The sequence below is a fragment of the Bradyrhizobium sp. CCBAU 051011 genome, from assembly GCF_009930815.1.
Taxonomy (GTDB): Bacteria; Pseudomonadota; Alphaproteobacteria; order Rhizobiales; family Xanthobacteraceae; genus Bradyrhizobium.
In genome coordinates, this window is record NZ_CP022222.1 from 3,207,527 (window position 1) to 3,227,924 (window position 20,398).

22 protein-coding genes are annotated in these 20,398 nt (G+C 61.3%); 16 read left to right on the forward strand and 6 right to left on the reverse strand.

The annotated features are described in order from the left end of the window. Positions 1–7: 7 nt before the first annotated feature. The 7 genes from ACH79_RS15120 (at position 8) to ACH79_RS44760 (ending at position 4,991) form a co-directional block, all read left to right on the forward strand. The gene (locus ACH79_RS15120; protein ID WP_057858349.1) at positions 8–307 is read left to right on the forward strand and encodes a putative quinol monooxygenase; all 300 of its coding nucleotides are present in this window, start codon (positions 8–10) and stop codon (positions 305–307) included. Positions 308–332: 25 nt separating this feature from the next. Further along, the gene (locus ACH79_RS15125) at positions 333–632 is read left to right on the forward strand and encodes a putative quinol monooxygenase (RefSeq protein ID WP_161851743.1); all 300 of its coding nucleotides are present in this window, start codon (positions 333–335) and stop codon (positions 630–632) included. Between the two features lie 21 nt (positions 633–653). Continuing rightward, positions 654–1,274 carry an urease accessory protein UreE gene (gene ureE / locus ACH79_RS15130; RefSeq protein ID WP_161851744.1) on the forward strand — a complete coding sequence of 207 codons (621 nt, stop codon included), beginning with the start codon at positions 654–656 and terminating at the stop codon, positions 1,272–1,274. Then, on the forward strand, positions 1,255–1,989 hold the full coding sequence (locus ACH79_RS15135) for an urease accessory protein UreF (RefSeq protein ID WP_161856367.1): 735 nt from the start codon (positions 1,255–1,257) through the stop codon (positions 1,987–1,989). The genes ureE and ACH79_RS15135 overlap by 20 nt, the downstream gene beginning before the upstream one ends. Before the next feature lie 135 nt (positions 1,990–2,124). After that, positions 2,125–2,763 (forward strand): urease accessory protein UreG, encoded by a 639-nt coding sequence (gene ureG, locus ACH79_RS15140; protein ID WP_161851745.1) that lies wholly within the window; start codon positions 2,125–2,127, stop codon positions 2,761–2,763. A gap of 384 nt (positions 2,764–3,147) precedes the next feature. Next, positions 3,148–4,797, forward strand: coding sequence for an HWE histidine kinase domain-containing protein (locus ACH79_RS15145; protein ID WP_161851746.1), 1,650 nt, complete (start codon positions 3,148–3,150; stop codon positions 4,795–4,797). 68 nt (positions 4,798–4,865) lie between these two features. After that, complete coding sequence (locus ACH79_RS44760) at positions 4,866–4,991, forward strand: hypothetical protein (RefSeq protein WP_256380314.1); 126 nt, start codon at positions 4,866–4,868, stop codon at positions 4,989–4,991. A 141-nt stretch (positions 4,992–5,132) separates the two neighbouring features. Here the strand turns inward: ACH79_RS44760 and ACH79_RS15150 are convergent, their stop codons facing one another. After that, on the reverse strand, positions 5,133–5,681 hold the full coding sequence (locus ACH79_RS15150; RefSeq protein ID WP_057838540.1) for a sigma-70 family RNA polymerase sigma factor: 549 nt from the start codon (positions 5,679–5,681) through the stop codon (positions 5,133–5,135). Next, entirely contained in the window at positions 5,681–5,872 is a 192-nt protein-coding gene (locus tag ACH79_RS15155; protein WP_161851747.1) for a NepR family anti-sigma factor, read from the reverse strand. Before ACH79_RS15155 ends, ACH79_RS15150 begins: the two co-directional genes overlap by 1 nt. Before the next feature lie 297 nt (positions 5,873–6,169). Between ACH79_RS15155 and ACH79_RS15160 the strand changes: the two genes are divergently transcribed. From ACH79_RS15160 to ACH79_RS15180, 5 genes are all read left to right on the forward strand, one after another. Further along, positions 6,170–6,976, forward strand: coding sequence for a response regulator (locus ACH79_RS15160; RefSeq protein WP_161851748.1), 807 nt, complete (start codon positions 6,170–6,172; stop codon positions 6,974–6,976). A 152-nt stretch (positions 6,977–7,128) separates the two neighbouring features. Beyond that, on the forward strand, positions 7,129–8,127 hold the full coding sequence (locus tag ACH79_RS15165; RefSeq protein ID WP_161851749.1) for a DUF808 domain-containing protein: 999 nt from the start codon (positions 7,129–7,131) through the stop codon (positions 8,125–8,127). A 290-nt stretch (positions 8,128–8,417) separates the two neighbouring features. Continuing rightward, positions 8,418–9,026 carry an NYN domain-containing protein gene (locus tag ACH79_RS15170; RefSeq protein WP_202639244.1) on the forward strand — a complete coding sequence of 203 codons (609 nt, stop codon included), beginning with the start codon at positions 8,418–8,420 and terminating at the stop codon, positions 9,024–9,026. A gap of 476 nt (positions 9,027–9,502) precedes the next feature. Next, positions 9,503–10,063: a group 1 truncated hemoglobin gene (locus tag ACH79_RS15175; protein WP_161851750.1), complete on the forward strand. Its 561-nt coding sequence runs from the start codon at positions 9,503–9,505 to the stop codon at positions 10,061–10,063. A 272-nt stretch (positions 10,064–10,335) separates the two neighbouring features. Next, a complete protein-coding gene (locus tag ACH79_RS15180) occupies positions 10,336–11,487 on the forward strand; it encodes an MFS transporter (RefSeq protein ID WP_246738541.1) in 1,152 nt (383 codons plus the stop codon). Between the two features lie 207 nt (positions 11,488–11,694). On the opposite strand, the gene ACH79_RS15185 is transcribed toward ACH79_RS15180, so the two are convergent. Beyond that, positions 11,695–12,852, reverse strand: coding sequence for a sensor histidine kinase (locus ACH79_RS15185; RefSeq protein ID WP_246738542.1), 1,158 nt, complete (start codon positions 12,850–12,852; stop codon positions 11,695–11,697). Between the two features lie 333 nt (positions 12,853–13,185). Here ACH79_RS15185 and ACH79_RS15190 point away from each other — a divergent pair, with 333 nt between their 5' ends. The 3 genes from ACH79_RS15190 to ACH79_RS15200 all read left to right on the forward strand — a co-directional run bounded on the left by ACH79_RS15190 (position 13,186) and on the right by ACH79_RS15200 (position 16,777). Then, positions 13,186–14,451: a site-specific integrase gene (locus ACH79_RS15190; RefSeq protein WP_161851751.1), complete on the forward strand. Its 1,266-nt coding sequence runs from the start codon at positions 13,186–13,188 to the stop codon at positions 14,449–14,451. Positions 14,452–14,941: 490 nt separating this feature from the next. Beyond that, positions 14,942–15,307: a hypothetical protein gene (locus ACH79_RS15195; RefSeq protein WP_161851752.1), complete on the forward strand. Its 366-nt coding sequence runs from the start codon at positions 14,942–14,944 to the stop codon at positions 15,305–15,307. 126 nt (positions 15,308–15,433) lie between these two features. Further along, on the forward strand, positions 15,434–16,777 hold the full coding sequence (locus ACH79_RS15200) for an IS5 family transposase (RefSeq protein WP_161851753.1): 1,344 nt from the start codon (positions 15,434–15,436) through the stop codon (positions 16,775–16,777). 126 nt (positions 16,778–16,903) lie between these two features. On the opposite strand, the gene ACH79_RS15205 is transcribed toward ACH79_RS15200, so the two are convergent. Beyond that, positions 16,904–17,290 carry a 3'-5' exonuclease gene (locus ACH79_RS15205; protein WP_161851754.1) on the reverse strand — a complete coding sequence of 129 codons (387 nt, stop codon included), beginning with the start codon at positions 17,288–17,290 and terminating at the stop codon, positions 16,904–16,906. Between the two features lie 13 nt (positions 17,291–17,303). After that, positions 17,304–17,630, reverse strand: a complete 327-nt coding sequence (locus tag ACH79_RS15210; protein WP_161851755.1) for a hypothetical protein — start codon at positions 17,628–17,630, stop codon at positions 17,304–17,306. 131 nt (positions 17,631–17,761) lie between these two features. Between ACH79_RS15210 and ACH79_RS15215 the strand changes: the two genes are divergently transcribed. Then, on the forward strand, positions 17,762–17,974 hold the full coding sequence (locus ACH79_RS15215; RefSeq protein ID WP_161851756.1) for a hypothetical protein: 213 nt from the start codon (positions 17,762–17,764) through the stop codon (positions 17,972–17,974). A gap of 526 nt (positions 17,975–18,500) precedes the next feature. Here the strand turns inward: ACH79_RS15215 and cysC are convergent. Continuing rightward, a complete protein-coding gene (cysC, locus tag ACH79_RS15220; RefSeq protein ID WP_161851757.1) occupies positions 18,501–19,748 on the reverse strand; it encodes an adenylyl-sulfate kinase in 1,248 nt (415 codons plus the stop codon). Between the last annotated feature and the right edge of the window lie 650 nt (positions 19,749–20,398).

Consider the following 20,398-nt stretch of genomic DNA (forward strand, 5'->3'; position numbering starts at 1 on the left):
GGATCTAGTGATTTACGTCGTTGCCACGCTGACCATCAAGCCAGAAACGCGCGCCGATTTCATCGCCGCCGCCACCGCCTGCATCAAGGAAACCCGGAAAGAGCCCGGCAACATCGCCTATGACCTGCACGAAAGCGTTACCGATCCCGCCAAGATGGTGTTCGTCGAGCAGTGGGAGAACATGGAAGCGCTGGGGCCGCACCGGACTGCCGAGCACATGAAGACGTTCGGCCGGGTCGCGGTCAAATGCATGAGCGCGCCGCCGAAGATCGAGTACATCACGCCCGAAAAAGTCGAAACCCGCTAACAAGAAAAGCAACGGGAGAGAATTCATGATCTATGTCATCGCCACCACGCCGATGAAGCCGGAAAACAAGGACGACTTCATCAAGGGACACAAGGCCTGCATCGCCGAAACTCTGAAGGAGAAGGGCTGCATCTCCTATGAAGGCCATGTCAGCGTAAACAATCCCAACCTGTATGTGGTGGTCGAACGGTGGGAAACCCGCGACGATCTCAATGCGCACGGCCGTGCGCCCCATATGAAGGTGTGGCGGGAGTATTCCTCGCAGATGAAGACGGCGCCGACGGTGATCGAGATCATCAGCGACGGCAAGGTGGAGAAATTTTGACGTGTCCTTGAGCAGGCTACCATGATCCGCGCGACCAAAGTCCTGGGCCAGCACCGCTGGACGCAAGCCGCCGCCGATACCGTCGTTCTTGATTTCGACGACCGGCACCGGCGACGGATGGCGATGACGGGAACGCGCGGGTTCGAATTCCTGCTCGATCTGGAGAACGCGGTCGCGTTGCGCGGCGGCGATGCGCTGGTGCTGGAGGACGGCAGGCTGATCGAGGTGGTGGCGGCAGCCGAGCCGCTCCTTGAGATCCGCGGCGCCGATCCCCTGCATCTGGTCCGCATCGCCTGGCATCTCGGCAACCGCCATCTGCCGACGCAGATCATGCCGAAGGGCCTGCGTATCCGCCGCGACCATGTCATCGAAGCGATGGTGAAGGGGCTTGGCGCGCGCATCATCGAGATCGAGGCGCCGTTCGATCCCGAGGGCGGGGCGTATGCGCAAGCTGCTCACGATCATGCCGCGCACGATCACGACCATCACCATCATGATCACGGTCATCGTCACCATGATGATCACGCGCACCATCACCACGGTGATCACCATCACCACGGTGATGACGATCATCATCACGACGAGCATTGCGACCACGATCACCGCCATCACGACCATTCCCATGCTCATGACCACAAATGAGCCCGCGCCCGCCGACCCAACCGGCGGGATGACGGCGGAGGAATCCGCGGCGCTGTATCGGCTGATGACGTGGCTGTCGCCGTCCTTTCCGGTCGGTGCGTTCTCCTATTCCAGCGGCATCGAATGGGCGGTAGAGGCGGGCGACATCACCGACGCTGCATCGCTGCGCGACTGGCTTGCGGCGATGCTCAGCGAGGGCTCCGGCTTTTGCGACGCCGTGCTTCTGGCGCAGGCGCATCGCGCGGCGGCAGCGCAAGACGGCGCCGCATTGCACGAGATTGCCGAACTCGCGGCCGCGTTCGTGCCGTCGCGTGAGCGCCAGCTCGAGACCTCGACGCAGGGCCGCGCCTTCATCGAGATCGCACGGTCAGCCTGGGCCTGCGATGGGCTCGACGAAATGGTGGCGGCCTGTGGCGGCGTGGTCTATCCGGTCGCGGTCGGCGTCGTCAGCGCGGCGCACGCCGTTCCTCTCGCACCGGCGATGCACGCCTTCCTGCATGCCGTGGTGTCGAACTGGATTTCCGCCGGCGCGCGCCTCGTGCCGCTCGGGCAGACCGACAGCCAGCGCATTCTCGCGAGCCTCGAAGCCGATGTTGCCGCCACCGCGAAGCGCGCGCTCATCGCGTCGCTTGACGATCTCGGCAGCGCCACCTTCCGCGCCGATCTCGCCAGCCTTCGCCATGAGACGCAATATACGAGGCTGTTCCGGTCATGACGCTGCGGCAAGCTGTAGCCCGGATGGAGCGAAGCGCAATCCGGGGCCGTCCCACATTCGCATCAACCTGTCCCGGATTGCGCTGCGCTCCATCCGGGCTACGATCGTTCAAGCGCAACTGGAAGAGCACTCGACATGTCTAATTCTCACGGCCCGCTCCGGATCGGCGTCGGCGGCCCTGTCGGCTCCGGCAAGACCGCGCTGATGGACCTGCTCTGCAAGTCGATGCGCGAGCGCTACGACATTGCCGCCATCACCAACGATATCTACACCAAATGGGATGCGGAATTTTTGGTGCGCTCGGGCTCGCTGACGCCGGACCGCATCGCCGGCGTCGAGACCGGCGGCTGTCCGCACACCGCTATCCGCGAGGACGCCTCGATGAACCTCGCAGCGGTCGCCGACATGCGCGCGAAATTTCCCGATCTCGATCTGGTGCTGATCGAATCCGGCGGCGACAATCTCGCCGCGACGTTTTCGCCCGAACTTGCCGATCTCACGATCTACGTCATCGACGTGGCCGCCGGCGACAAGATCCCCTCCAAGGGCGGACCCGGCATCACCCGCTCGGACCTTTTGGTGATCAACAAGATCGACCTCGCGCCCTATGTCGGCGCATCGCTTGAGAAGATGGATACCGATACCAAACGGATGCGCGGCGAGCGGCCGTTCGTGATGACCAACCTGAAGAAGAGCGAGGGGCTCGATCGCATCATCGGCTTCATCGAGGCCAAGGGCGGCCTGCGTCCGGCCGCAAAGGCCAAAGCCGAGTAGTCCGGGAGACAAGTAGCAGGAGACAAGCAGGCTGGAATAATCGGGGCCTGCCGGCCCGGCGAGCAAGCGGCCGGACAAGCGTTCAGGCCAGCGGCCGCCGCACGTTAATCTTAATACACAGTCCCCCCGCCGTAGCCCGCGGATTTGTCGGTCCGCAGTGGAACCAAACCGGCGCTGTCAGATTATCAAACTCCGGTCCCGCCAAATCAGCGTTAACGGTGGCCGTGTTGTTGCCCGCTGCCAACCTCTCAGTTGCGTGCTGATGATCGCTCCGTCATATTCGCCGCGGTTGGCTTGCGCGCTATTGCCAATGTGTTTCTGCCCCGGCAGACCCAAAAATGCTTTCAATACGTCGTCGCCAACACGTCATTCCTGAGTAAGCGAGTGGTTCGGCTGGGCTTCATTATCGGCTTTATCGCGCTGGTCGGAGTTCTGCTCTCCGGTCTCGCGGCCTATCGCGTCCACGATCAGGAATTGGCCCTCGACGGGATCGCGCTCGCCCGCGCCATCGACGTTCATGCCAGCCTGGTGCAGGACCGCCTGACCGAACGCGAGCTGCTCGCACGCGTTGCATCCGGGCTGTTTCGCGCACCGTCGGTAGTGAAGGCCAGCATGCTGCAGCCGCTGCGCTCGGCGATCTATGCCTTCAAGACCGATTTCGTGGTCGCGTCCTGGATCGCGCGGCTCAAGCCGGGCGATCTGCCTGTGGCGCAGGCGGAGCTGAAGAGCGCCGGCTTCACCAATCCGACGATCCGGGATTTCGACGACAAGCCGCTGGACATCAAGACGATCAACAAGCCGATTGACGTGCTGATGGACGTCGAGCCGCGCAGCCCGGATACGCTGGGCGCTCCGGGCCGGGCCTACGACCGGCATTCGGTGATCGGGCCGATGCTGGTGCAGGCGGCGGCAGCCGGAAAGCCGCTGGCGTCGGACCCGATCCCGCTGTTGCGCCAGAACGGGCCGATCGGCATCGTGCTGGCGTCCGCCATCGTGCCGGAAGGCAGCACCGAGCCGGCAGGCTTCGTCACCTTTTCGTATGAGTTGGCGCCCTTGATGCTGACCAACGACGACCGCTCGCTGTTTGCGGTGGTGCTGAAGGACCCCGATGACGTCAGCGACGAATATGTCGCCAACGAGCAGGGTGTCGTCACCTTGCGGCCGGTGAAGCAGGGCGACCCGTTGCCGTCGGTGGTGCGCACGGTGACGTTCGGCGGCCGCGACTGGTCGCTCGGCTATTATGCCAAGAACAACGCTGCGCAACGCGCGCAGCAGACGGCGATCATCGTGGCGGCGATCGGCCTGGCGCTCACCGGCATCGTCTGCGGCCTGTTCGGCTATGTCGCCTACAACAATCTGCGGCTCAGCCGCGAGATCCAGGTCCGGATCGGTTTCGAGCGGCGATTGACCGCCGTCATCGACGAGCTCAACCACCGGGTCAAGAACATCCTTGCCGTGATTCAGTCGATCGTGACGCGCACGCTGCGCCACGGCTCCGACATGGACGTGTCGCGCGAACTGTTGATCGGCCGCATCCACGCGATGTCGAACGTGGTGACACTGCTCAGCGAAAGCCAGTGGCAGGGCGTCAAGCTCAGGGGCCTGTTCGAATCGCGCGCGATACCGCATGCTGATCGCATTGTGGTCAACGGCCCGGACATTTCGGTGAGCGCGCGCGCCGCGCAGTCGCTGTCGCTGTTGTTTTTCGAGCTGGCTTCGCATTCCGACGAAGGGCTGTCGCTGGTCGGCAAGCATCCGCACATCGTCGCCAATTGGGAAGTCACCGGCGAGGAGCCGGACGAGATCTTTCATTTCCGCTGGGAGGAGTTCAACACCAGCGCGGCGACACGGCGGGAGGACAGTGATTTCGGTCTGATCCTGCTTGACCGCGTCGCGCCGGAAGCGATGGGCGGCACCGCGAAACGCTATTTCACCGACGTCAGCTACGTCTACGAACTCACCGCGCCGATGGTTACCGTCGTCGATATGACCGAGCGCGACCGAACCGGCGAGATTTCCGCTCCGCTGCGTTGACGGGATCGTAACGCGCGGGACGGAGGCGCATTTGCGCCATGTCCACCCTACGGCTCGGAACCCCCTGCATGCCCCATGCATTTAATCCTCATCAAAAGGGAGGAGCTCGTATGGGACGTTATCTCTTGCTGTGGCTGCTCGGCGTGCCAATTCCGATTCTGGTCCTGATCTACGCCTTCGGCGGCCTGAACTAAGAACAGGCTCGTAGCCCAGATGAGCGAAGCGACATCCGCGACCATCGCTCCTACGAACTACGAAGCGACTGCGCATCACCCCGGCTGCAAACAAAAAGGCGGCCCGCTTGGGCCGCCTTTCGTGTCATTTCGATGGTGTCATCATCCGCCATTGCCGCCGATCACGGCGCGCACGGTCTCGTCAGGTCCGAAATCCTCGGCGCCCTCGACATAGAGCAGGGCCGAGAGTTTCGAGCGCGCGCGGTTGACGCGGCTCTTGATGGTGCCGACCGCGCAGCCGCAGATAGCCGCGGCATCCTCGTAGGAGAAGCCGGAGGCGCCGACCAGAATCAACGCTTCGCGCTGGTCCTGCGGCAGCTTGTCGAGCGCAGTGCGAAACTCCTCGAATTCCAGATGCGCGCCTTGCGACGGCTGGGTCTTCAGAGTTTTCGCATAATTGCCCTCGGCGTCCTCCACCTCGCGCCGCCGCTTCCTGTAGTCGGAGCGAAACAGGTTGCGCAGGATGGTGAACAGCCAAGCCGGCAGGTTCGAGCCGGGCTGGAACGAGTCGATGTTGGCAATGGCACGCAGCAACGTTTCCTGAACCAGGTCGTCCGCACGGTCGCCATTGCCCGAGAGCGAGATCGCGAACGCGCGCAGGCTTGGTACCGACGCCAAAATGTCGTCGCGAAGAGAGTCGGTGAGAGGCATTAGTCCCTCCCGTCGTTTTTGTCATCGATCTGGGCCGCCGCCGCCTCAGGCCCATCGAGCTTTCGGATCAGCTCCGCAAAGCGGTCCGGCACGCCTTGTCGGACCACGTCATCGTACATGGCGCGGAGCTGATGCCCGATCCTGGATTGAATCTCGGCATTGAGCCCGCCCTGCTTCTTTACTTCCTTCATGGTGTGATCCACGCTTCCCCGAGAGTTAATTCTCTGTGTTTTCAAGAGGTTACCTCGAAATTGGGCATAGGCCGCCGCGTTATTGGTCAAAGGCTAATGCGAATATCCCCGGAAGGTTCCGAATTCTGGGAACTTTTTCTGGAACTTTTTTGCCCTTCGCGAGTAGTCGGGGGTGACAGGGGAACCTGGGTCCCCCCGCCGAAACTAAATTGACGCCCGACGCGGCGATTTGGTTACGTCCGCCCGGCTGAGACCCTAACGGCCAAGGATACGGCCCAAGATAAGGATGGAATGGGGATGTCCCGATCACAGCTCGTTGCTGAACATCTGCCGCTGTTGCGGCGCTATGCCCGTGCGCTGACCGGAAACCAGGCCTCGGGCGATGCCTATGTGGCTGCCATGCTGGAGGCCCTGCTGCAGGATGGCTCGCTGCTGGACGAACGCTTCGGCCCGCGCGCCGGGCTGTTCAAACTGTTCACCCAGATCTGGAATTCGGTCTCGCTCAACGACAACCCTGATGTCGCGACGCTGGCGCTGCCACCGGAGCGCAGGCTGTCGAACATCACGCCGCTGCCGCGGCAGGCCTTCCTTCTGCTGTCGCTCGAAGGCTTCTCCGAGGAGGAGGTGGCGTTCATTCTCAATACCGACATCGCCGAGACCCGACAGCTGACCGATACCGCCGGCCGCGAGATGGCGGCGGAGATCGCCACCGACGTTCTGATCATCGAGGACGAGACCTTCATCGCCATGGACCTTGAGAGCCTGGTGAAGAACCTCGGTCACAACGTGATCGGCGTCGCGCGTACCCATGCCGATGCGGTGGCGCTGGCCAAGAACAAGAAGCCCGGCCTGATCCTAGCCGATATCCAGCTCGCCGACGGCTCGTCCGGCCTCGATGCGGTCAACGAATTGCTGCGCGTGTTCGAGGTGCCGGTGGTGTTCATCACTGCCTACCCCGAGCGCTTCCTGACCGGCGAGCGGCCCGAGCCGGCGTTCCTGATCTCGAAACCGTTCCAGCCCGCGATGGTCTCGGCGGTGGCGAGCCAGGCGCTGTTCTTCCAGCGCAACTCGCGCAACCGTGCGCCGCGGGCGGCCACGGGCTGACAGTTTCTTGTTGAGTGAGTAGAAAAGGATCCGGCGCGCCCCACTGCGCGCCGGATTTTTTTGTCGTGAATTGTTGGCCTCCATTCTGGTCTTGTGCTGGAAGCGGTGCACCCGCCAATGTCACCGCAACGAACCTTTGATTGGTGAAATCGATGAGTATCGGGCTGATAGGCCTTCTCGATGATGTTGCCGCTATCGCGAAAGTAGCCGCAGCCTCGCTCGATGATGTGGCAAGCCAGGCTGCCAAGGCGGGTGCGAAAGCTGCAGGTGTCGTCATCGACGATACCGCGGTCACGCCCGGTTACGTGATCGGGTTCGAGCCGAAGCGCGAACTTCCCATTGTCGGCAGGATCGCCGCAGGATCGCTGCGCAACAAGCTGTTGATCCTGCTGCCGGCTGCTTTGGTGCTGAGCTACTTCCTGCCCTGGACGATCACGCCGCTCCTGATGCTGGGCGGTGCGTATCTCTGCTACGAGGGAGCGGAGAAAGTGCTCGAGGCCGTCATGCCCCATCGTGCGCACCACCATGAAGCCCAGCTCGGCACCGTGGCGTTGAACGCGCAGTCGGTCGAAGATGAGAAGGTCGCAAGCGCGATCAAGACCGACTTCATCCTCTCGGCCGAGATCATGGCGATCACGCTGGCCGCCCTTCCCGCAGGGAGCATCTGGAAGCAGGCCCTGGTGCTTGCGGTGGTGGCCATCGGAATCACCGTCGCGGTCTATGGCGTGGTGGCCCTGATCGTGAAGGCCGACGATGTCGGGGTGACGCTGGCACGGAGCGACAGCGCCTCGTTCGTCGGCCGCGCGCTCGGACGCGGCATTGTTCGCGGCATGCCTATGCTCCTGAAAGTCCTCAGTGTAATCGGGACCGCCGCCATGATCTGGGTTGGCGGTGGCATCATCCTGCATGGCGTCGAAGTCTACGGCCCACCCGAGATCCACCACGCCGTCAAGACCGCGGCGGAGGCCGTGGCTCACGTATTTCCGTCGCTTGCCGCGATCCTCGAATGGGCGGTAGAGGCGGCCATATCTGGCATCATCGGCCTCTTGATCGGCGCCGCAGCGATTCCGGCGGTCGGATTTGTGTTCGCGCCTGCATGGAAATCGCTAAAGCGTCTCCTGCAACGCCGTCAGGATATGTCGGCTCGATGAAGAGCGGCCGTTTGCCGGCCGGAGACCATAAACCTTCGTATAGCCGGTCCATCCGTTTCGATGCCGGCCATTTACCTCGGTACAATTGAGCATGGCGCGAATCGGCCTTAGCGTCGGCATGTCGAGGCAGGTGCGCATTATCGAATTGCTCGGCGCGTTGTCTGTTCCTCCCGGTCGCCGACGCCGCCTGCCTCGTCACCTCGGTCAACTTCGGCACCGCACCCGGCTGCGGGCTAAGCCGGAATGGATGCTTCGCTTGGCGCGTATGCTGGATGAGAGGTCAGTGTCTGATGTCATTGTCTGCAAGAATTGCGCTCTTTATCGATGGCGCCAATCTATACTCGACCGCCAAAGCGCTCGGTTTCGACATCGACTACAGGCGTCTATTGAAGGAATTCCAGGATCGTGGCGCGCTGCTGCGCGCCTTCTACTACACCGCCATTCTCGAGGATCAGGAATATACATCCATTCGTCCGCTCGTCGATTGGCTCGACTATAACGGCTACACCGTCGTCACCAAGCCCACCAAGGAATTCATCGACGCCACCGGCCGTCGCAAGGTAAAGGGCAGCATGAGTATCGAGCTTACCGTCGATGCAATGGAGCTCGCCGATCATGTCGATGCCATGTTTCTTTTCTCGGGCGATGGGGACTTCCGTCCGCTGCTGCAAGCGGTACAGCGTCGCGGCGTCCACGTTACCGTCGTCTCCACCCTGGCTAGTCAGCCACCGATGGTGGCTGACGAACTGCGGCGTCAGGCCGACGCCTTCCTCGATCTTTCCGAGCTGAAGCCAAAGCTGGGCCGCGATCCGTTGGAGCGGCCGCCAGCACGCGAGCTCCGCCATCAATCGCCGCAACTTTCGCGCGCGCCGGTCAATGGAAATGGTCTCGCGAAATGATTGATCCATCGATCCGCGGGCGCGCCGGATTTGCGCGCGCCGTGTGAACCAGTTCACGTCGCCTTGGCCGGGCTCGCGGTATTATCGTCGTGACACGGAGACGACGCCTCGGGACGGGCGACCCAAGTTCGCGGCCAGGCACCTCCCCCTGGCTGGGCCACCAGCTTGCATTTGAAAGCTGGTTGGACTGGTCCGGCGCGTTTCACCCAGCGCGTGCCGGATCTTTTTTTGCGCGCGCCGACATCGAGCGGTTGTCTGCAAGCTGCCAAGCGAGGGGCATGCTTGACCGGTGCGCACGAGGGTGTCGCGGTGGCGCTGGCGCTGCAGGAGGCGTGAGGCCGGTGTTCCAATAGCGCTTTACGGAGCACGCGAGACGCCGGCCTAGCCCAACTTTTCCAGGAACGTTTTTCTTTCAACTCCATCCAAGTGGGACGGCGGACGTAATGCCTTTCGTACCCACACCATGGAGGTAATCAATGGCACAGGCTCGTTCGACTTCCATCTCGCGACGAAGCGTCGTCGCGGCACTGGCGCTCACGGCCGCGCCAGCGGCCTTGACAACAGCCAGCAGCGTCCACGCGCAGGGCAAGGAGGCGACCTCAGAGAAAAGCCTGTATAACCGGCTCGGCGGCGTTTTCGCCATCGCAGCCGTCGTGGACCACTTCAGCGACGCCATCGTGAAGAACCCCGTAGTCGGCCAGAAGTCCAAAAACCCGCAACTGCGGGAATGGCACACCAAGAACCTGCAAAGGCTGCCCGGTCTCAAATTCATGCGGACGCTTTGGGTCTGCAACGTTTCGGGGGGCCCGTTCCAGTTCACCGCAACGAAACCCGGCAAGACGCAGGTCGGCCTTGAGGAGGCCCACCGGAGCTTGCGGATCTCGCCCGCGGAATTCGATGAGGTGGCGGCTGAACTCGGGCGGACGCTGAGCTTCTTCAAGGTGCCGAAGCGCGAAAAGGATGAAGTTCTGGCAGCGTTTGCCGCCCACAAGGGTGAGGTCACCGCCGGCTACGCCGCGGGCGCCAAACGCGGCTGAGGCTTCCAGGTTGCGGCGTAGATCGATTCTGCTCATCCGCACATGCCGTGCACGTGCGGAACGCGAAGCTTGAACTGCTGCGTGATGCCGCCTAGGCTCGCTTCACGCGTGCTGAGCAATAAGAAAATAAACGGGAACGTCCTTTCTCCGATGCAGTCCGCCGAGCGGCCTTTCCCCACCGCCGGGGCCTGATCATCGTCGCGACACTGGCCACCGCCTATGTCGCCAGCCATTTTTTTCGCGCCTCGAACGTCACCATCGGTCTCGATCTGATGCGCGACCTCGCCATCGGACCGGAAGCGCTGGGGGCGCTGACCGGCGCGTTCTTCTTCGGCTTTGCCGCGATGCAGATCCCCTGCGGCTTTTTCTTCGACCGTTTCGGGCCGCGCTATACCGTGGTCGGCATGCTGATCGTGGCCTCGATCGGCGGCGCGATGTTCACGCTGGCGCCGAGCTGGCCGGTGCTGCTCACCGGCCGCGTGCTGATGGGCGCCGGCTGCGGCGTGATGCTGATCGGCAGCATGGTGGTGATCTCGCGCTGGTTTCCGCCGGATCGCTTCTCCACGCTGACCGCGCTCGTGCTGTCGATCGGCCTGCTCGGCAACCTTGCGGCCACCACGCCGCTCGCCTGGGCGTCGCAGGCGGTCGGCTGGCGTCCGGTGTTCGGCGCCGTCGTCATCTTCACCGCGCTCGCCACTATCGCAATCTTTCTGGTGGTGCGCGACGCGCCGCCCGGCCATCCCTTCCTGAGCCGCAAGGCGGAGCCGCCCGGCGAGATGCTCAAAGGCCTGATCGAGGTGCTGCGCAACCCGCGCCTGAAGCCGATCCTGGCGCTGAATTTCTGCAACTATGCCTGCACCTTCACCGTGCAGGGCCTGTGGGGCGGCGCGTTCCTGCGCGAGGTCCATGGCTTGAGCCCGATCGCAGCCGGCAACGTCCTGCTCTGCGCCGTGATCGCCTACCAGGCCGGCATGCTCGCCTTCGGTCCGCTCGACCGCCGGCTCGATACCCGCAAGGGCATTGCGATCGGCGGCACGCTGGTGATCGTTTGCCTGCTCGCGACGCTGGCACTGTTCTCGCACCCGCCGGCCTGGCTGCCGGTTGCCGTCATCATCGCCATGGGCTTCTTCTCCGCCTCCAGCACCATGGTGATGACGCACGGCCGCGGCATCTTCCCCGACCGCCTGATCGGCCGCGGCATCGCGACCATGAACACCGCAGTGATGCTCGGCGTCGCCTGCATGCAGACGCTCTCCGGCATCATCATCGGCGCGTTCGAACCGCTCACCAGCGGCGCCCGCACGGAAGAGGCTTATCGCGCGCTGTTCGGCACGCTGACGCTGGTGCTGATCGCAGCGGTCGCGATCTACAGCCGCTCGCAGGATGTCAAACCGAGTGATGAGATGAAGGCGGCAGGGCGGTAAGCGGCGTGAAAAATTCGCCCGTCGGCGAAGGCACGCCGATGGCCTGCGCCACGCGAATCCGCGCACGGCTGCACGATCAACCGGCGTAATCGATCGGGGTCGACAACGCATCATCGTCATGACGCTGCCAGTAGATGTCATGGATGCGCGTCGTGATCGTACCGGGCCGGCCGTCGCCGAGGAGGCGGCAAGGGATTTGAACGGCCGTCAATTCACCAGGTTCGCCAGCGGAATTTGCAGCTTGATGACCAAGCCGTTTTGCGACCAGTCGTAATCGATGCGGCCGTTATGCGAGGCAATCGTTGAGGCAACGAGATTGCTGCCGAACCCCAACTGAGCCGGCGCCTCGACCGCTTTGCCGATTTCACGCCAGACGATGTCGACGTTTTCGTTTTCGATCTGCCACGCCACGGCGACCTTTCCGTCATCCCGGAGAGCGCCGTATTTGGCGGCGTTGGTTGCGAGTTCGTGGAAGACGAGGGCGATGCTGTTGGTGGAACGCTCTCCCAACGACACCATCGGCCCGTTCAGGTCAGGCATGGTGTAAGGCCTCAGGACGGTACGGATAGCCTCTGCCATGTCCACGCCCTTGAGGGCGTTACCGGCATTGAACGAGCGCCGAACCAGCGAATGGGCATCGGAGAGCGCGGTGAGGCGGCCGGTCAAGGCCTCGGTCATTTCTTCCTTGGTTTCCGCATGCTGCGCGGTCATCTTGATCATGGCGCCGGTGACGGCAAACAGGTTCTTGAGCCGGTGGCTCATCTCCTTGGCCAGGATCTCCTGGGCTTCGAGCGCCTTCTTCAAGCGAAGATCGGCGTGGATCATCTGCAGCGCGATGCCAGTGAAGACGGCCAGTTCGGACAGCACGCGCGCATGGCCTGAGTGGAACTTGTGTCCCTCCTTGGCGACCACCCAAAGCGTTCCAACCGGGATGGTGCCGTTTCTCAACAGCGGCACCAGCAGAACTTCGGGCACGGTGATGTTGGCTTCCGCAATCCACGAATAAGCGCGCTCGGGCCGCTCCATCAGGATCGGACTGCTCTGGTCGAGACAAACGCCGCACGGGCTGAAGTTCCGGGGCGTGGTCACGCCTTCGAACGCCGATAATTTGCCGACGAGTGAGTTCCAACGAAACACGTCGCCATCGAGAACGCTGACGCCAGCCGAGTCCGCGTCGCAAACTTCCATCGATAGCCCGACGAGGCGCGGCAGCACGTCGGCGGGATGATCCGCCATATTGCCGGCGAGATCCTGCAGCGCCAGCTTTTCGCTGAGGTAATCGGGCGCCGGCGCCGGGCGAACCAAAAGCTCGTCGGTGGTAAAAACCTGCGCTATTGCGGCGGGCAGTTCTGCTGGGCGGCCCATGATCTCTTCCCCCTCCGACACTATAACTCGGAGACGGCTGGCGACTAGATCGTTGGCGGTGGGGCAGGGTTTCGTCAGGATGGTATCGGGATCACGCTGAGCCAATTCGGTATCGCTCGACGTTGATCGCATCCGTACAAAAAAAGCAGGGCGCGACCGGCATCACCACAGTCGCGCGGAGTTTTTGTAATTGTCCGTCGCAAGCCGCTGTTGGCTTCTAACGGCTTGTTAATTTTGCTATAATTCTCGGATCATATTTCGCAGTAGTCCACGGAAATTCGCGGGCGTTCGTCGCAATCCGCGATCAATGGTGGGGCGGATGGTGGGGCGGACATGGCCAAAAGACAGTTACATAAGCTTTCCGCGCGAGAAGCGGAGACAATCACTGGACCCGGACGGCACAGCGATGGTGGGGGACTTTATCTCGCGATCGAGACAGGAGCGCACGGGCGGCGTCAATGGATTTTCATGTATCGCGTGCGCGGTACAAGCAAGCGCAGAGAGATTGGCCTCGGCTCGGCCAAGGGGAAGGGCAAGGACGGCTTGTCGCTCGCTGATGCTCGCCTCAAGGCGGGGGACGCCCGCAGGGCGCTAGCTGAAGGCAGGAGTCCTGCCGCAGAGCGACGCGCCGACGTGGTAGCGGGCACTACGTTCGGAGAATTCGCGGACACCTTTTTGGCATCGATCAAAGCGGGCTTCAAAGGTAAGAACACTCTCGTCGATTGGACGCGGGATCTGAAGGTGCACTGCAAACCTATCCGTGCTATGGAGCTTGCCGACATCAACTCGAATGATGTGTTGGCCATCTTGTCGCCGATCTGGATGACGATCAACCGCACGGCTCGCGAGACGCGAAGCCGAATTGAGCGTGTGCTTGACGCCGCAGAAGCCAAGGGGTTCCGGTCTGGAAAGAACCCTGCCATGTGGAAGACATTGAAGCCGCTTTTGCCGAAGGCAAAACGGTCGAAGCGCCATCACAAAGCTGCGCCCTACAAGGACGTGCCTGGTATCGTTCGGGCGCTGAATGCCAAACACAATATGGCCGACACGACAGTGAATCTCGCAGCTGAATACATCATCTTAACGGCGGTGCGGACCGGCGAAGCCCGCTTTATGCGCGTACGCGAGGTCGACTTCACAGAACGGCTTTGGATCGTCCCAGCAGAGCGGATGAAGGCGGAGGTCGATCCGGAAGGCAAGGATTTCGAAGTACCGCTTTGCGATCGCGCAATCGCGATCTTGAACGCAGTCATTCCGAAGGATGCTGCCTCTGATGCCTACGTGTTCGCCGGGCAGTGGTCAACGGACCACTCGAAGCCGCTTGGTATGAACGCGGTGCTACACGCGCTCAAGGCTGTTTATCCGGCGATGACGACGCACGGGTGTCGGTCGAGCTTTCGCGATTGGGCAGGTGATGAAACTCGCTTCGAACGTGACATCGCTGAAATGGCGTTAGCCCACAAGGTTGGCGACGAAACGGAACAAGCCTATCGACGCGGTAGTGCGTTGAAGAAGCGGCGACAATTGATGGAAGCTTGGGGGCGATACGTTGGAAGCGCTTCTAATGTGATCGCACTTCCGCGGCGAGCATCGCAATAGAGTTCCTGGTGATGCAGGCGTAGCGGGATCACGCACGTCTGGCAGTCATCAGCCGTTCTCCGTGCTGCTGTCCTGGCCGGCATTGAATTTTGGAGATGAGTGGCTGATTAGACGTAATTTCGTAGGCGAATTAAGGGCGCTACCAGCAGGAATACCAACACCAATAGTTCGACCGATAGTGGGGGCGCGAATCCCTCCCTCTCCGCCACTGGATTTTCAATAGCGAAAAGTCCTCCAAAATCAGGCTTTTCCCGAACCGCCGGTTATTTGCGGTGGAGCACTATGGTGGAGCACTCTCGTTCGTCTTTTGACACGTGCAATGCGGAAATTCGACTCAAAAGTCGGAAGCGGGAGGAGCCGCTTCGTTAATGAGTCAGACGCTCGGCCAGATCGGCTATCGTGACCAGCTTGGCAGCGGACGGCACGGGCTGATTGATCGGAGACAACACTTTCCTCTTTTAGGTGAAGGCGCAAGTAGCGAGTGGTGCTCATGACCATCCCCTGCCCAAAGTTTGAGAAGCTGGGTGACTTTACCGATGAAGAAGTCGCGGCAGTGCAGTCCTACGCTGCGGAATCTCCGCGACTCCACCATCTCATGCAGGGCCGAGACGCCATGGGCTGCCCAGCGTTCGAGAGCGAGCTGCGCAAAGACTTTAGGCTCCTGCCCCTCATCGCGTCGGCGACCCGCAAATGGCGTCTGCTAGACGAGGCGACCCTATATGCCGGTATTGGGAATGGCTACGCGGCAGTGGGAAGCCTCTGGCACAGCGAACCCGAGCGATCGGTCGGCCTTGTTTACGAATACGGCGGCTTCTTTCGACCTCGGTCGATGAACAGGCCGCCCGGCGCTTCCTAGAAGCCGGCGACAAGCGGCACAGCGTATTTCTGACCATACGGGCGCAGCCCGGCCTCCTGGCCCTGCCGATGTCAGCTATCGGATTTGTGATTCACTCGCGCAGAACCGGCTTTGGCGAGAGATTCGATGCGGCCACGAGAGCGGAGCGAGACGGGGGAACAGGATCTTTTCCGCTCCCGGCTCGATCAGATCATCGACATGAAGCATCCGCTGGTGAGGCTGGGCCGCACGGTGGATTGGGGCTTTCTGGAAGGGCGGTTCGGCGAGGTTTACGATGATGATCCCGGCCGGCCGCCGCTGCCGACGCGCTTGATGGCGGGGCTTTCGATCCTCAAGCACACCTACGACCTGTCCGACGAGGTGCTGTGCGAGCGGTGGGTCGAGAACCCCTATTACCAATACTTCTGCGGCGAAGAATTCTTCCAGCACCGGTTGGTGTTCGATCGCTCGTCGCTGACGCGCTGGCGCAATCGCATGGGCGAGGAACGGCTGGCGGCGCTGATCCAGGAAAGCCTGTCGGTTGCCGTCAAGACCGAGGCAGTCAAGCCGTCCGAACTGTCGCGGGTGATCGTCGACACCACGGTTCAGCCCAAGAACGTGACGTTCCCCACCGACGCGAAGCTTCTAAACCGGGCGCGCGAGAAGCTGGTGCGGCTGGCGCAGCGCCATGGGGTGATTTTGCGTCAGTCCTATGCGCGGGTGGGCAAGTTCGCCCTGATCGAGCACCAGCACTATGCCCACGCCAAGCAGTTCAAGCGCGCCAACCGGAAGCTCAAGACGCTGCGGACCTATCTGGGCCGCGTGATCCGCGACATCGGCCGCAAGATCGAGGGTAACAGCGGGCTCGAGGCGGCGTTCGCAAAGCTGCTGGCGCTGGCGCGGCGCGTGCGCGAGCAGCAGCAGCGTCAACGTGGGCCGAAGGTTTATTCCCTGCACGCGCCGGAGATCGAGTGCATCGGCAAGGGCAAGGCCCACCGGCCTTACGAGTTCGGCGTCAAAGTCTCCGTCGCCACCACGATCGGCCACGCCAGGGGCGGCCAACTCGTCACCCATGTGAAGGCACTGCCCGGCAATCCCTATGACGGTCACACGCTGGCCACCGTGATCCCGGACATGGAGGCGCTCATCGGCAACATCATCGCGCGCCTCCTCGCCGACAAGGGATATCGCGGCCACAACGCCCCACCCGATTACAAGTTCAGGGTCTTCATCTCCGGCCAGAAGCGAGGAGTGACACCAAGGATCAAACGCCAATTGCGCCGCAGGGCCGCTGTCGAGCCCGTCATCGGCCATCTCAAAGCCGAGCACCGCATGGGCCGCAATTATCTCTGGTTCCGTCGCGGCGATGCAGCCAACGCCGTCCTCGCCGCCGCCGGCTACAACTTCCGCCGCCTCATCCGCTGGCTCAGGCTTTTGCTGCACCTCTTCCTGACCGCACTCTTCCCCGGCGGTCGGCTTAATCCAGCGTGAAATCAATCTTCTTCACGGACGACTAGTTCTCAGTCGCTCGCTACCGTGGCCCAATCTCATCGGCAGTTCAGTACGGGAGCTCCCGCGCCGTTCGACACATTCCGAGGCACATTTCCGGTCGTCGTGCTACCCACTCTCGACGCGCTGGTACAGTTCGTACACCCACGGCGAGTTTCTGTTTTCTTGGAAGACCAGGCAGAGGTGCTTTCTCGGTCGCGTGACCCCAACGTAGAAGAGCCGTCGCGCTTCGCGAAGCGATGACTGGCTGCGTCTGTCGCGGTTGTCGGGCAATTCGCTCTCGTTGATGCCGAACAGAATCACCGCGTCGAACTCGCGGCCTTTAGCACTGTGCAGGGTAGTCAGGTTGACGCGGCCGGTGCCGGAGATACGTCCCCCGAAATGGCTCAGTGATAGATCAAGGCCATTCGCCGGATCCGTCTTCCGGATCATATCGTCACAAGCCTCCCAGTCGCGGTCGGGAAGTCGTGCTACCGCGCGCCACGGCTCGATCACCTCGCGCGATCCGCTACAGCCAGAAGTGAGCCGACTCCGTGGTTCCGATCGAGCCGTTCAGGAACTGCATGAATTGGACAGAGAAATGCTGCGCCTCCGCCGGCGGCGGAACTCGTCCGAAGACCATCGACTGCGCCTGTGAAAGGAGGCGCGCGTACGGCGGGTTGGCGTCGCGCCAGCCGCCGGTGACCCATTGCGCGCACCCCTCGATTAGTCTGGAAAGACGTGAGCTTCGTCGAACGAGCGCCCCCAAACTGCCTGGCGGCTTGATTGCGGGACACTTCCGCCTCTGATTGCCGCCACAACCCGTTTCAAGGTCAAGAGAATAAGGTGCTGCCATCCATGCTGGCCTCCTTCCAGCCAGCATGGTGAATCAGAAAGCACGCGATTTGGGAATCCCCTTTTGACCATGCCAGCTATCGCCTCAGTGATCTCGTGCACCTATATGAGGACGTATTGAAGCAGTATTGCGTGGGAAAAGGAAAAGAATTTTTTAATCCGTTTGAGGGTGAGGAGTCGCCGATGGATGAAGACCACACCGAGTTCAGCGGCCTCGTTGAAATGTACGGGGAAACAATTGCGGAGTACGACGGTGTCGCCTCAGGCGTAAACATTCATTACAATTGGGACAACCTCAAAATGGGCGTCAAAAGATTTGTGGCTGAACTTAATGACATGAAATAGGCCGATCGCTCTCGTGTTTGGGATTTCGATGCGAGATGGTACTTAGTTCGATCAAGTCGGATTAGTCGCCAACGGCTATCGAAAATCGGCACCAGAGGCCGGACAGATGTCAGCATCCGACTACGCGCCGAGGCTCTTCAAAAAAACCCACTGCATCTCGCGGCGCGCCCGCAGATGAGTCATGCGGGGTCTATCCGTTTGAACCACTTAAGCGGTAGGCCGAGCACGTAGTGTCGGTGTCGAAGCTGCGGTCCTGTTCAACTCCTCGCCGATGAGCGCGGGCGTGGCGCCGCGCCGACGAGATCACGAAACAGTTCGTCCTTTTGCTTTGTCCGCCCGCAAGGCTTCTGTGATCTCGCTATCATCCTATTACGCAATCGCATGGCAGGGAAACTCCGAGAGGCGCTCCGGCGAGGCCTGAGAACACCCACACAATGCCACGCCCCGCTTGCTTTCACGGACGGGCAAAGGCATAAAATTCGGCAATACTAGTGACCGTGGACGATTGCGCGCGCCTTCAGGACATCTATGACGGCCGCCGCAAGTGCTCGGGCGTCTGATCCATGGTCCTGAGATGAAATTCGGGGCTCATCGGTATTTCGTAGGGTTCATCGATGCCTGTGAAGTTCTTGATCTTGCCAGACTTCGCCTTCGAATAGAGACCCTTGGGATCGCGCCGCACGCATTCTTCAAGGGGCGTGTCGACAAAGATTTCGATGAGCTCCTCCTTAGCAACCAGGTTGCGCACCATGTCTCGCTCCGCTCTGTAGGGCGAAATGAACGAGCATATCACGATTAGGCCACCGTCGGCCATCAACTTGGCGACTTCGCCGACACGTCGAATATTCTCGACACGATGGGCCTCGGAGAAACCGAGGTCTCGGTTCAACCCGTGCCGCACGTTGTCGCCATCCAGCAGCATGGTGTGACGCGACATTGCGAACAGCTTTTGATCCACGATGTTGGCGATTGTCGACTTGCCGGCACCGGACAGGCCGGTGAACCAGATGATGCAAGGCTTTTGATTCTTCAGGGCGGCCCGCTCGCTCTTTCCCACTGAAAGCGGTTGCCAAGCAATATTGGTAGCCCGCCGCAGCGGGAACGCAATCATGCCGGCGCCAACGGTGCGATTGGTAAAGCGGTCAATGACAATGAACGATCCGGTCTTGCGATTGACCTCGTACGGATCGAAGGCCACGGGCAGTGCCGTCGCGACATTGCCGAAGCCGATCTCGTTGAGGCTAAGCTTCCTGGCTGCCAGGTGCTCACGTGTGTTGACGTCGATCCGATGCTTGATCGCGGTAATGCTACCGGCGACTCCGGTCCGAGTTCCAATGCGAAGGATGTAATTGCGTCCAGCAACGAGCGGATCGTTGTCCATCCAGATCAGATGGGCCGCGAACTGGTCGGTGACCTCAGGCCGCTCGTTCGGACGCGCCAGCACCATCCAATAGCGCGGAGTCTTGTCTATGAACATGCGTTTGCCCACTGCTGCCAAGTACTGGCCGTAGGCCGCATCGGCAAAAGCGCGACTGACGATCGTGCGATCTATTCGGTCCAAGAATTCGGAGGTCGCAGCCAGAATCAGGGATGCCCCTGCTGGGTGTCGGTGTTCCGCCCTGCCAAATGCTTCAAGCGCCAGCATTAGCCAGGGCTCAGGTGGAGCTGGAATGTCTGGGTGCTGCTGGAGCACGTGCGCCAGCACCGTCGTCCCCGACCGGGGAAGACCAAGAAGAAAACAAACCGCAGACAGACCGTTAGGATCCCGGTCCATGATCCCATCTCCCTATGCTTGGAAAAGCGAGCGGCTCGAACCGCCGTCATCCGGTCGAAGAAAATAACGGAGACTGTTCTGTTCGACATAGAGTGTAACCGCTTGCCCGGCATCCCCATATGAGAAAAACCTTGTCATGCATCTTCAAAGGGTTGGGAAAACCATACGGAGGTTGATCGGCAGTAAATGCCTACGCGACGTAAGCGACACTTGTCGCCTCGCGCCAGCGCAATGCTGCTTGCGTAGAGCATCGGAAGAAGCTGGCCCATACGCTTCGGTTGGTGCTCGGCTTGCAAGTGAGAACACCTCTTAGAGCGACGACAAAGGTTGATAGCCATCCTGATATGCCTGACTTCTCTAAGCTGACGTTTGCTATCCGCCATTCTGTAAAATCGATTTCTTGATACAATTCGTCCGCGCCATGGATAAGTCCGGATCGTGCGTTCAGGGGCCTCGATGATTGCACACACGTTAATATTTCTGTGAGTTTCGGGACCGGCTTCGCGAGCCCCAGAACCGAGAACTTGGCGGAAGGTCTGCAGAATTCCTCGATCTTCTTCAAGGAGGTTGCGCCAATCATCTTGAACACTCGACAATGCCTTCCCGCGCAAGGACGGAATAGTCCGGTGTCCCCTTTGCGTGACCGCGCT

What these genes read in the sequence shown, in the direction of transcription:
- ACH79_RS15125 (WP_161851743.1), top strand. Translation starts at nt 333, where the DNA reads ATGATCTATGTCATCGCCACCACGCCGATGAAGCCGGAAAACAAGGAC.
- ureE (WP_161851744.1), top strand. Translation starts at nt 654, where the DNA reads ATGATCCGCGCGACCAAAGTCCTGGGCCAGCACCGCTGGACGCAAGCC.
- ACH79_RS15135 (WP_161856367.1), top strand. Translation starts at nt 1,255, where the DNA reads ATGCTCATGACCACAAATGAGCCCGCGCCCGCCGACCCAACCGGCGGG.
- ureG (WP_161851745.1), top strand. Translation starts at nt 2,125, where the DNA reads ATGTCTAATTCTCACGGCCCGCTCCGGATCGGCGTCGGCGGCCCTGTC.
- ACH79_RS44760 (WP_256380314.1), top strand. Translation starts at nt 4,866, where the DNA reads ATGCCCCATGCATTTAATCCTCATCAAAAGGGAGGAGCTCGTATGGGA.
- ACH79_RS15150 (WP_057838540.1), bottom strand. Translation starts at nt 5,681, where the DNA reads ATGCCTCTCACCGACTCTCTTCGCGACGACATTTTGGCGTCGGTACCA.
- ACH79_RS15155 (WP_161851747.1), bottom strand. Translation starts at nt 5,872, where the DNA reads ATGAAGGAAGTAAAGAAGCAGGGCGGGCTCAATGCCGAGATTCAATCC.
- ACH79_RS15160 (WP_161851748.1), top strand. Translation starts at nt 6,170, where the DNA reads ATGTCCCGATCACAGCTCGTTGCTGAACATCTGCCGCTGTTGCGGCGC.
- ACH79_RS15165 (WP_161851749.1), top strand. Translation starts at nt 7,129, where the DNA reads ATGAGTATCGGGCTGATAGGCCTTCTCGATGATGTTGCCGCTATCGCG.
- ACH79_RS15170 (WP_202639244.1), top strand. Translation starts at nt 8,418, where the DNA reads ATGTCATTGTCTGCAAGAATTGCGCTCTTTATCGATGGCGCCAATCTA.
- ACH79_RS15175 (WP_161851750.1), top strand. Translation starts at nt 9,503, where the DNA reads ATGGCACAGGCTCGTTCGACTTCCATCTCGCGACGAAGCGTCGTCGCG.
- ACH79_RS15180 (WP_246738541.1), top strand. Translation starts at nt 10,336, where the DNA reads ATGCGCGACCTCGCCATCGGACCGGAAGCGCTGGGGGCGCTGACCGGC.
- ACH79_RS15185 (WP_246738542.1), bottom strand. Translation starts at nt 12,852, where the DNA reads ATGGGCCGCCCAGCAGAACTGCCCGCCGCAATAGCGCAGGTTTTTACC.
- ACH79_RS15190 (WP_161851751.1), top strand. Translation starts at nt 13,186, where the DNA reads ATGGCCAAAAGACAGTTACATAAGCTTTCCGCGCGAGAAGCGGAGACA.
- ACH79_RS15195 (WP_161851752.1), top strand. Translation starts at nt 14,942, where the DNA reads ATGACCATCCCCTGCCCAAAGTTTGAGAAGCTGGGTGACTTTACCGAT.
- ACH79_RS15200 (WP_161851753.1), top strand. Translation starts at nt 15,434, where the DNA reads ATGCGGCCACGAGAGCGGAGCGAGACGGGGGAACAGGATCTTTTCCGC.
- ACH79_RS15210 (WP_161851755.1), bottom strand. Translation starts at nt 17,630, where the DNA reads ATGGCAGCACCTTATTCTCTTGACCTTGAAACGGGTTGTGGCGGCAAT.
- cysC (WP_161851757.1), bottom strand. Translation starts at nt 19,748, where the DNA reads ATGGACCGGGATCCTAACGGTCTGTCTGCGGTTTGTTTTCTTCTTGGT.